This is a genomic window from uncultured Brevundimonas sp., from assembly GCF_947305955.1.
GTDB lineage: Bacteria > Pseudomonadota > Alphaproteobacteria > Caulobacterales > Caulobacteraceae > Brevundimonas.
This window is the reverse complement of record NZ_CAMZFB010000005.1, coordinates 72,589-82,336: the sequence shown is the minus strand read 5'-3', so window position 1 is coordinate 82,336 and position 9,748 is coordinate 72,589. Positions and strand designations below refer to the sequence as shown.

Here is a 9,748-nt window from a genome sequence, read left to right as displayed (position 1 = left end):
TTCCCGGAACGGCCCTTGATCGTTTGGCGTCAGTGCGAGTTAGAGAACTTGCAGTTGACCGGCCGAAACCTTGCCGCTGTGGCGGTCGGTTTCCAGCTCGTACGAGACAGCTTGGCCGTCGTTCAGGCCGCGCAGGCCAGCAGCTTCAACTGCCGAGATGTGCACGAACACGTCGCTGCCACCAGCGTCGGGAGCGATGAAGCCGTAGCCCTTGGTGGAGTTAAACCATTTTACGGTGCCGTTAGCCATTTTATGACCTCCAGTGGGTTGAGCGCGAAGACCTATTCTTCGGGCCCGTCGGGTCTAGGGAAACGGCAGATCTCAATGCGTCGCAAAGAAGAAAAGGGCGTTACGCAGAGATATCGACGCCCCCTTTTGATCCGTTTGACGCCGCTGATCAAGGGGTCAGTGCTACCACCAATGTCTTTTGAGGCGCAGGCATCCGCTCTGCGCCCCTTGATCCTTAGCCCTTTGCCGGAGCCAGATAGGCCGCCAGTTCGTCGAATTCCTGCAGGAAGACCGAGCGCAGGGCGTCCGCTTCCATGATGATCTCATGGCGGGCATCCGGCACCTCGACATAGCGGCCGCGCCCCAGGCGTCGAGCCGCCCAGCGGGCCGTCTGTTTCCAGACCACAGTGTCCTCGCCGCCCTGAACGACACAGACCGGCACCTTAACCGACTTGAGCGCTCGCGCCTTCAACACCCGCTCACCGGCATCCAGCGCAAAGCCCAGCCAGCCCCACGTCGGGCCACCGATGGCCAGATGCGGGCAGGCGAACAGCTGCTGCTGCCACAGGCTATAACGCGCCGCATCGCTCGTCAGGGCGTCGTTCTCGAAGGTGTGGCTGAACGGATCATCGACATTGTCGAGGACATAGTCGCCGCCCTTGCCGTTACGCAGCGCCCAGCGCACGGCCAGCTTGACCGACCACATCGAACGCTTGCCCGTGCGGATGCGGAACATGGGGCTGCTGAGCAGGGCACCGGCAAAACGGTCATCGCCGCTTTGCAGGGTCAGCAGATTGAGGGTCGCGCCCATGGAATGGCCGATCATCAGCCACGGCTTGGGCAGTTGCTGGGAATAGGCGTCGATCAGGCGCGAATAGTCGTCCAGAAACTCTTCGACCGCGCGGGCATGGCCCTTCAAACGGTCTGGCAACAGCCGCGCCGACAGCCCCTGTCCGCGCCAGTCGTGCAGCAGGACGCAAAAGCCGCGCGCCAACAGATTGCCCGCCAGCTCATAGTATTTCTCGATCGGCTCGGTCCGCCCCGGACTGATGATCACCGTCCCGCGCGGCTTTTCAGCCTGAAGCACCGAAGGACGCCACAGGGCGGCGCGAAGACGCAGCCCTCCTGCGCCCCTGAACCAGTCGGCCTCGCCGCCGGGCGGCGGAACCGCACCGGGCACACCCATCAAAGGCGCTTGGGATGACAGAGGCTGCTGGCGGGTCACTCGGGTTTCCTGAATTTGAGGGTCATGCGGTCGGATTCACCGATCGCGTCGTACTTGCTGTGGTCGAACTCGAGGTTCGGCGGATCGCCGGGGGCCGAGGAACGGCGCGTCGGCGGCAAGGTCTCTACCCCGAACGGGTGGTCCTTGGTGTCCAACGGATTGGCGTTGATGTCGGATGACTCGACGAACTCGAACCCTGCCTCTTCGGCCAGCTGGCGCACGAAGGCTTCCTGCACATAGCCATTGGCCGCGGCCGGATCCTGATCCTCGTCGGATTGCAGGCGGTGTTGTTCGATGCCGAGAATGCCGCCGGGGCGAAGGGCCGCGAAGGCGTCGACAAAGGCCTTTTCCGCAATACCTGCCGCCATCCACACGTGGATATAGCGCATGAACAGGACCATGTCGGCGGTACCCGGCGGCTCGAGGATCGGGCCGGAACCCAGACCAAAGCTGGTGAACTCGACCTTGCCGTACAGCTTCTTGTCGGACTCCAGACGGGCCTTCAGCGCATTATTGACCGCGACCTGAGCCGGATCGGCACCCTCACCCTCGACAAAGCCCGCGACATAGAGCTGGCCGCGGCCACGCGCCAGATAGGGGGCAAGGATGTCGGTGTACCAGCCACCACCCGGCCAGAACTCGACCACCTTCATCGACGGCTGCAGACCAAAGAAGCGCAGGGTCTCCATCGGATGGCGCCACTTGTCGCGGGCCTTTTCTTCCGGCGAGCGCCAAGCGCCTGCGACCGCCCATTCCAGACTGCCTTCGGGCGGGCCATCGACGACCGGCGCGGCGGCGGGCTGAGCCTCTTCCTTTTTCTTGCGGTTACACGCCGAAACGCCGATCAGGCCGGCGGCGGCAACGCTGCCGAGGAACGCGCGGCGCGAGGAAAGAAGGGTCATCTGCTGGCTCCGTCCGAAGCGGGATACTGGACCGTGATCGCAATCGCCATCACCAGACCGGGGTAATGGCACAGCGATTTGACCATCATTGGGCCGTCAGGGGTTTACGGAAACGCAGGGTCATTCGATCGCTTTCGCCAATAGCATCCAGCGCCGCGCGCTCCTCTGCCGTCAGGGTGCGACCGTTCTGTTCGCTGCGGCGCACGGGCGGCAAGGACCAGACACCAAACGGATGGTTCTTGGTATCGGCGGCATTGGCGTTGATCTCGCTGCGGTTATCCAGCTCGAAACCTGCCTCGCGCGCCATACGGATGATCCAGCTTTCCGGCACATAGCCGGTACCGGCCACATCTTCGACCGCCACGCCTTCGACGCTGCGATGCTGTTCGACGGCCAGAATACCGCCCGGCTTTAGGGCTTTGAAAAAGGCTTGCAGATAGCCTTCGACCACACCGGCGCGATGCCAGTTGTGGAAGGCCCGCGCCACAACGATCAGGTCCGCCGTGTCATCTCCTACGCCCATGCCTTCCAGCGGACGGTTCACCGGCACATAGGTGCCGCCCGAGGCCGTGGTGTAGGGCTCCAGAATATTGCGCCACCAACCGGCACGGCCCGGTTCGATCTCCACCACCGTCATGCCCGGCTGAAGCCCCCAGAAGGTCAGGGTCTCCATCGGATGGCGATAGACGTCGCGCGCCTTGTCCTCTGCGGGACGGGTGGGCGAAGCGATCGCCGCGACCAGAGCTTCATCTTCACCGACGGACGGCATTTCCATCGCCAGGCCCTGACGGTGGGGCAGTTGGGCCGGAAACTCGGTGGGCACTGACTGGGCGACAGCGCTGCCGGACATGAGAAGAGCGGCAGCCAACGTGCCAAGGACGAGCGGTTTCATGAGTTCTCCGTGTCGTCGGTTTTTGAGGCTTGGCTGATTGTTAAGGTGCTTCGCGGCTGGAGCAAGGTACAGATCGGTGATTTTCACCCCTTGCACCCTCAAAATCGCTTCCTAACTTCTATTCCGAAGGTGCCGCTGACGGGCCTTCCAGTCTTGTCGGGGCCGAGCACGGGCCGTCGGGACTGAACCCCAATGTGGTCCGGGGCAAATCGCCGGATCGCTCAACCTTGCTGACCTTTCAGGAGGATGCAAATGCGTAACTATGACCTGACCCCGCTGTTCCGTACGGCCGTAGGCTTTGACCGCCTCGCCCGCCAGATCGAAACCGCTGCTCGTACCAGCCAGGAAACCGGTTGGCCGCCCTACAATATCGAGAGCACCGGCGAAGACAGCTATCGCATTGAACTGGCTGTCGCGGGCTTTGCGCCTGAAGAACTGAACATCGAGGCGAAGGAAAACCTTCTGACCATCACGGGCAAGAAGCCAGCACAGGACGAGACGGTCCAGCGCACCTTCCTGCATCGCGGTCTGGCCGAGCGCGACTTCGAACGCCGCTTCCAGCTGGCCGACTATGTGGTGGTGAAGAACGCCAGCCTGAGCCACGGCCTGCTCAGCATCGAACTGCAACGTGAGCTGCCGGAATCGTTGAAGCCGCGCCGCATCGAGATCGCTGACGGCTCCAAATTGATCGAGAGCAAGGCCGACACCAAAAAGGCTGCCTAAGCTCTAACCCTCTTCTCCCCTGCCGACATGACTGGCGGTCCCCACACGGGGGCCGCCTTTCTTTTTTCAGCCTTCGGCGAGGCTGAGGACCTGTTCGGCGCTCATGCCCCGAAGGTTGTTCAGACGGGTACCCGTGACATCGGCACCGCGAAGCTGGACGTCCACCAGTCGCGCGCGCCCCAAATCCGCCTGCGAAAGATTGGCACGGCGCATGTCTGCCCCCGTCAGGTCCGCCCCGCGCAGGGTCGCGCCCGACAGGTCCGCCGGAAGCAGCCTGTCCGCCGTCAACAGCAACGGCCCCAACTGGGCATCGCGAAGGTCCGAACCGTTCAGACGCGCACCGGCAAGGCGCGCCCCGCGCAAGTCGGCACGGCGCAGATTGACCGACCGAAGGTCCGCCCCTTCCAACTGCGCGCCCTGAAGCTGCACGCCCTCCATATCGAGGCCATAGAAGACCGCGCCCTTGGCCGACAGGGCCGTCAGGTTCAGCCCGGCGATGGAATCCAGAGGCCGCAGGTCAACACCGTCGAACACCGAGGGCTGGCCTTCGCGGCCCCCCGTCTCGCACCACTGGGCATGAACGCGCAGCATATCCGCCGCCGGCAGCGACGCCATGGGTTCGGCCGACGATCCGGTGTCGGTCAGGGTGCCTTCCATATTGGCCCCGTCCGTGCGCCACATGGTCGCCTTTACGCCGACAAGGACAGCACCTGATAGGTCCGCGCCCGACAGGTCCGCGCCCGACAAGTCCGCCCCTGCCAGATCGGCCCCCTTGAAGCTGGCCTGTTTCAGATTGGCCCGCACCAGTTTGCAGTCCTTCATCACCGCATCGGTAAAGTCCGCCGCGATGGCGATCACACCCGTTAGGCGCGAGCGTTGAAGATTGGCCCCCGACAGATTGGCCCCTTGGGCCTCGGTATCGGCACGTTTGCGGGCTTCCAGAACGCGATAGCCCAGCTTGGCGTCAGAGGCGGCGATAGCCCCTTCGCGCAGATCGGCCTCGAACATATCGGCGCCCGACAGGTCGGCCCCGCGCAGGCAGGCCCCGCGAAGGTCCGCACGGCGCAAGCTGGCATTGGTCAGGTCGACGTCCTGCATATCCGCGCCGAAAAAGGTGGCATTATCCAGCTTGGCCGAGGACAGCTGGGTCCCGATCAGACAGGCCGCAGTGAAATCGGCATCGGCAAGATTGCGCCCGCGCAGATCAAGGCCGCTCAGATCCATCCAGGCGAAGACCGCCCGCGCGCCGCCGGGGCGTGCTTGCCACAACCGGTCGTGCTTGGCGCAGATCAGATCGACCTCGGCCTGCGTCGGTCGTTTGCGAACGGGGATGTCGGCTTCGCTCATACCGTCCTTATGACCGAACGGAGATTAAAGAAGCTTTGCAGTGACTTATTCGGTTAACAGGCCTTCGGCGCGCAGAGCCTCGGCCAGAGGGCCTTCTGTCGTCCAGACGCGCGTATAGCCCGCCTCGCCCAGACGCTTCAGTTCGCCCTTGAGATCAGCCTTGGGCGAGGCTGCAAAACGGGCATCAAAACCGACACCATCGGTCGAGACGCGCACCATGGGACGGCCCGTTTCCAGACGGTGCAGGAAGCCTTCGCAAAGGGCCAGACACTCGGCTTCCAGCACACCGGCATCCACTTGCAGACCTTCGGAACGCAGACGTTCGACCCCGCGGCCCGAGGCGAAGGGCGAGGGGTCAAAGGCCCCGATGACCACGCGGGCGATACCCGCCTCGGTCAGGAAATGGGCGCAGGACTTGCGGCCCGAGGAGCGCGCGCCACACGGCTCTAGCGTGACATAGGCGGTGGCCCCCTTGGCGGCTTCGCCCGCCGCCGGAACGGCCTGTTCCTCGGCGTGGGGACGGCCGCCATGTGCGGTGGCCGCCTCGGCGACGATCTGGCCGTCCTTGACGATCACACAGCCGACAGCCGGATTGGGCCAGGTCCGCCCCATGTTCTGGCGCGCCAGTTCGATGGCGCGCGCCATGAAGGTTTGGTCCTGTTCCAATCCGGTCGTGGTCATATCAGGCGATTTCCGGCAGTGCAGTGGCGCGGGTCTGGTCCAGATAACGGGCCGAGACCGGCTTGAGTTCGGCATCCAGTTCGATGTCGAGCGGGTTGCTGGTGGGGATTTCGACTTCGACAATCTTGTCGTCGGCGACGTTGAACAGCAGTTTGACGATGGCGCGCAGCGAGTTGCCGTGAGCGGCAATCATCACATCCTCGCCGGCCTTCAGACGCGGCGCGATCGCGGCATCCCAATAGGGCTGCACGCGGTCAAGCGTGGTTTTCAGGCTTTCGGTGTCCGGAATGGCCTTGCCCGCATAGCGTTCGTCATTGGCGAAGCTGTACTCGCTGTCGGCGGCCAGCGGCGGCGGCGGCACGTCATAGGAACGACGCCAGATCTTGACCTGCTCGTCGCCGTGCTTGGCAGCGGTCTCGGCCTTGTCCAGACCGGTCAGGCCGCCATAGTGGCGCTCGTTCAGACGCCAGTCCTCGATGACCTCGACGTCCTTCAGGCCAGCGGTTTCCAGCGCGATCGCGCCCGTGCGCTTCGCGCGCGTCAGGACCGAGGTGAAAAGCACGCTCGGCTTGAAACCGGCCTCGGCGATCAATTCGCCGCCCTTGCGGGCCTGGGCTTCGCCCTCTTCGGTCAGGTTGACATCAACCCAGCCGGTGAAGCGGTTTTCAAGGTTCCACTGGCTTTGACCGTGGCGCAGCAGGATCAGACGCGACATTGAGCACTCCGTTATCTCATGGGCATGGCTATGGGCCGAGGCTCCATCGGTCAAGGCTGTATTGACGACATAGGAGAACCGTCACCCCCGGTGAGCGCTTCTAACGGTTGCCAGACTGTCGCTGCCGATGGTCTAAGAGGCCCCCTCATCACGGCGCGATCACTCCGATGATCCAGCCCGATCCAAAGGCTACGGATACCCAAATGCTGAAACCCCGTCAGGACCTGAAGCCCAACACGGCCGCGTTCGAGACCGAGGCGCTGGTCAAGCCGACGGGCTTCCGCGAATACGATGCCCGCTGGATCCTGGAAAAAGAGATCAACCTGCTGGGCATACAGGCGCTGGGTCTGGGTCTGGCGACCTATGTCCATGAACAGGGCATCATGCCCAAGATCGTCATCGGCCACGATTTCCGCGGCTATTCCCTGTCGGTCAAACAGGCCCTAACGATCGGCCTGCTGCAAGGCGGGATGGAAGTTCTGGACATCGGCCTCGCCCTGTCGCCGACCGCCTATTACGCCCAGTTCGCACTCGACGCCCCGTGCGTAGCCATGGTCACCGCCAGCCACAACGAAAACGGTTGGACCGGCGTGAAGATGGGCGCGAACAAGCCCCTGACCTTCGGCCCCGACGAGATGACCCGCCTGAAGGAAATCGTCCTTGGCGGTCTGGGCGTGGAACGTGCGGGTGGCACCCTGACCCGCATCGAAAACTTTGCCCAGCAATACATCGCCGACGTTGCCACCAAGGCGCAGATCAAGCGCCCGCTGAAGGTGGTTGCGGCCTGCGGCAATGGTACCGCCGGTGCTTTCGCGCCCGAGGCCCTGCGCCGCATGGGTGTGGAGGTGATCGAGATGGATACCGAGCTCGACTACACCTTCCCCAAATACAACCCGAACCCCGAAGACCACGCCATGCTGGTACAGATGGCGGCCAAGGTGAAGGAAACCGGTGCCGACCTCGCACTCGGCTTTGACGGTGACGGCGACCGCTGTGGCGTGGTGGACGATACGGGCGAGGAAATCTTCGCCGACAAGATCGGCCTGATGCTGGCGCGTGACCTGTCGGCGGTCTATCCGGGCTCGACCTTCGTGGTCGATGTGAAGTCCACGGGCCTGTACAAGACCGACGAGGTCCTCAAAGCCAATGGCGCGACCACCGTCTACTGGAAGACCGGCCACTCCTACATCAAGCGCAAGACCGCAGAGATTGGCGCGCTGGCGGGCTTTGAAAAGTCGGGCCACTTCTTCATGGCCGGTGATCTGGGCCACGGCTATGACGACGGTCTGGTGGCTGCCGCCGCGATCCTCGCCATGCTGGACCGCAACCCCGACAAGAAACTGTCGGAGCTGAAGGCCGCTCTGCCGCCCGCCTATACCAGCCTGACCATGTCGCCCCACTGCGATGACGAGCTGAAGTACGACGTGCTGGCCCGCATCGTGAAGGAATACGAGGACCTGTTCGCTGCGGGAGGCTCGATCCTGGGCCGCAAGATCGTCGAGGTCATCACCGTCAACGGCGTGCGCGTCCACCTCGAGGATGGTTCGTGGGTTCTGGTGCGCGCCTCCTCCAACAAGCCGGAACTGGTCGTGGTGGTCGAGAGCATGCAATCGGCCGATGACATGCGCGCACTCTTCCGTGAAGAGGTGAAGCCGCGTCTGGCCAACCATCCTGAAATCGGGGCATTCAATCAGGAAATCTAAGCGGATTTTTTGATGACGACGCCCGACCTTCCCGTCCTGATCATCGGCGGTGGCTTTTCCGGTGCCATGCTGGCGGCCCGCCTTGCCGAAAAGGGTCAGGCCAGCGTGGTCATCGACCGGTCGGGCAAGCGGGGCCTCGGCGTCGCCTATTCTACCGTTGAGGATGTCCACCGCCTTAATGTGCGAACCGCCACCATGGGCGCGCTGGCACACGATGTGGGCGATTTCGCCCGCTGGCTGGAACGGCATCATCCGGCCCACGCCGACCCGGAAGGCTTTGCCCCACGCCGCCTCTACGGGGCCTATGTGCAGAACCGCCTGTCAGGCGTGGAGAAACAGCATCCCGATCTGATCCGCTGGATCGAGGGCGAAGCGGTCGGGATCGACGGCACCACGGTCCACCTCTCCGACGGGCGTTCGCTGGCTGGCCGCGCTATCGTTCTGGCCAGCGGCAACCCGCCCCCGCGCACGGGCCGCGACAGCGACAGCCCGCGCCGCCTTGCCGATCCCTGGGCAGCCGGTGCGCTGAATAGAATAGCGCCCGACGACAACATCATGGTGCTGGGCACGGGCCTGACCATGGTGGATGTTTTTCTCAGTCTCGATGCCGCCGGATGGCAGGGCCGTGCCTTGGCCGTGTCACGCCGCGGCCTTGCTCCGCGTGCCCACATCTATGGCCACCACCGCGCCGCGTCCCTGCCCGACGCCGCGCTGAAAGGTCCGCTGTCGCGCCGCCTGCGCGCCGCCCGCGACCTTGCCCGTGAACATGACTGGCGCGACGTGATGGACGGTTACCGCCCGATCACCGCCCGCCTGTGGGAAGAGGCCTCGGAAGACGAGCGCGGGCGCTTCCTGCGTCACCTGCGTCCCTGGTGGGACGTTCACCGCCACCGCATTGCACCGGACGTGGCCGAGGTCATCTCTCGCCTTGAAAAGGCCGGACGTCTGGAAATCACGGCGGGCCGCCTCGGCAGGATCAGCGACCGCGACGGCGGACTGGATGTCGAATGGACACCGCGCGGCGGACAAACCCCGCGCGGGGCCAGCGTCCAATGGCTGATCGACTGTACGGGGCCTGGCCATGATCCGGCCCGCGATCCGCTGACCGCGCCTCTAATCGCTTCGGGCCGTCTGTCGGTTGATACCTTGGGTCTTGGGCTTCGCGTGGCTCCGTCCGGACAGGCGGTCGGCAGGGATGGCTCTGCCGATCCCGTCATCCACGTCCTTGGGCCGCCTGCGCGCGGGGCCTTCTGGGAGACGATCGCCGTCCCCGATCTGAGGCAGAGGATCGAGGATCAGTCGGATCGCCTCGGACACTGAAAACAAAAAAGG

General features: G+C 64.1%; 10 protein-coding genes. 3 read left to right on the top strand and 7 right to left on the bottom strand.

The genetic code is table 11. The features are described from left to right. Positions 1-39: 39 nt before the first annotated feature. The 4 genes from Q0Y42_RS02715 to Q0Y42_RS02700 all read right to left on the bottom strand — a co-directional run bounded on the left by Q0Y42_RS02715 (position 40) and on the right by Q0Y42_RS02700 (position 3,247). Complete coding sequence (locus Q0Y42_RS02715; RefSeq protein WP_297799897.1) at positions 40-249, bottom strand: cold-shock protein; 210 nt, start codon at positions 247-249, stop codon at positions 40-42. A 214-nt stretch (positions 250-463) separates the two neighbouring features. After that, positions 464-1,453 carry an alpha/beta hydrolase gene (locus Q0Y42_RS02710; RefSeq protein ID WP_297799895.1) on the bottom strand — a complete coding sequence of 330 codons (990 nt, stop codon included), beginning with the start codon at positions 1,451-1,453 and terminating at the stop codon, positions 464-466. After that, positions 1,450-2,355, bottom strand: a complete 906-nt coding sequence (locus tag Q0Y42_RS02705) for a methyltransferase (RefSeq protein ID WP_297799893.1) — start codon at positions 2,353-2,355, stop codon at positions 1,450-1,452. The genes Q0Y42_RS02710 and Q0Y42_RS02705 overlap by 4 nt, the downstream gene beginning before the upstream one ends. Before the next feature lie 85 nt (positions 2,356-2,440). Beyond that, on the bottom strand, positions 2,441-3,247 hold the full coding sequence (locus Q0Y42_RS02700) for a methyltransferase (protein WP_297799892.1): 807 nt from the start codon (positions 3,245-3,247) through the stop codon (positions 2,441-2,443). Between the two features lie 252 nt (positions 3,248-3,499). On the opposite strand from Q0Y42_RS02700, the gene Q0Y42_RS02695 reads away from it, so the two are divergent. After that, complete coding sequence (locus Q0Y42_RS02695) at positions 3,500-3,970, top strand: Hsp20 family protein (protein WP_297799890.1); 471 nt, start codon at positions 3,500-3,502, stop codon at positions 3,968-3,970. A 66-nt stretch (positions 3,971-4,036) separates the two neighbouring features. Here the strand turns inward: Q0Y42_RS02695 and Q0Y42_RS02690 are convergent, their stop codons facing one another. From Q0Y42_RS02690 to gpmA, 3 genes are read right to left on the bottom strand one after another with little or no spacing between them, the layout of a single operon-like run. After that, positions 4,037-5,317 (bottom strand): pentapeptide repeat-containing protein, encoded by a 1,281-nt coding sequence (locus Q0Y42_RS02690; protein ID WP_297799888.1) that lies wholly within the window; start codon positions 5,315-5,317, stop codon positions 4,037-4,039. Positions 5,318-5,362: 45 nt separating this feature from the next. Further along, on the bottom strand, positions 5,363-5,998 hold the full coding sequence (gene ribD / locus Q0Y42_RS02685; protein WP_297799885.1) for a bifunctional diaminohydroxyphosphoribosylaminopyrimidine deaminase/5-amino-6-(5-phosphoribosylamino)uracil reductase RibD: 636 nt from the start codon (positions 5,996-5,998) through the stop codon (positions 5,363-5,365). Position 5,999: 1 nt separating this feature from the next. Further along, on the bottom strand, positions 6,000-6,713 hold the full coding sequence (gpmA, locus tag Q0Y42_RS02680) for a 2,3-diphosphoglycerate-dependent phosphoglycerate mutase (protein ID WP_297799883.1): 714 nt from the start codon (positions 6,711-6,713) through the stop codon (positions 6,000-6,002). Positions 6,714-6,916: 203 nt separating this feature from the next. Between gpmA and Q0Y42_RS02675 the strand changes: the two genes are divergently transcribed. Further along, on the top strand, positions 6,917-8,416 hold the full coding sequence (locus tag Q0Y42_RS02675) for a phosphomannomutase/phosphoglucomutase (protein ID WP_297799881.1): 1,500 nt from the start codon (positions 6,917-6,919) through the stop codon (positions 8,414-8,416). A gap of 12 nt (positions 8,417-8,428) precedes the next feature. Beyond that, positions 8,429-9,736, top strand: coding sequence for an FAD/NAD(P)-binding protein (locus Q0Y42_RS02670; protein ID WP_297799878.1), 1,308 nt, complete (start codon positions 8,429-8,431; stop codon positions 9,734-9,736). Positions 9,737-9,748 lie beyond the last annotated feature (12 nt).

Bases quoted from the DNA above. Each gene is read 5' to 3' on its own strand.
- Q0Y42_RS02715 (WP_297799897.1), bottom strand. From the start codon at position 249: ATGGCTAACGGCACCGTAAAATGGTTTAACTCCACCAAGGGCTACGGC.
- Q0Y42_RS02705 (WP_297799893.1), bottom strand. From the start codon at position 2,355: ATGACCCTTCTTTCCTCGCGCCGCGCGTTCCTCGGCAGCGTTGCCGCC.
- Q0Y42_RS02700 (WP_297799892.1), bottom strand. From the start codon at position 3,247: ATGAAACCGCTCGTCCTTGGCACGTTGGCTGCCGCTCTTCTCATGTCC.
- Q0Y42_RS02695 (WP_297799890.1), top strand. From the start codon at position 3,500: ATGCGTAACTATGACCTGACCCCGCTGTTCCGTACGGCCGTAGGCTTT.
- Q0Y42_RS02690 (WP_297799888.1), bottom strand. From the start codon at position 5,317: ATGAGCGAAGCCGACATCCCCGTTCGCAAACGACCGACGCAGGCCGAG.
- ribD (WP_297799885.1), bottom strand. From the start codon at position 5,998: ATGACCACGACCGGATTGGAACAGGACCAAACCTTCATGGCGCGCGCC.
- gpmA (WP_297799883.1), bottom strand. From the start codon at position 6,713: ATGTCGCGTCTGATCCTGCTGCGCCACGGTCAAAGCCAGTGGAACCTT.
- Q0Y42_RS02675 (WP_297799881.1), top strand. From the start codon at position 6,917: ATGCTGAAACCCCGTCAGGACCTGAAGCCCAACACGGCCGCGTTCGAG.
- Q0Y42_RS02670 (WP_297799878.1), top strand. From the start codon at position 8,429: ATGACGACGCCCGACCTTCCCGTCCTGATCATCGGCGGTGGCTTTTCC.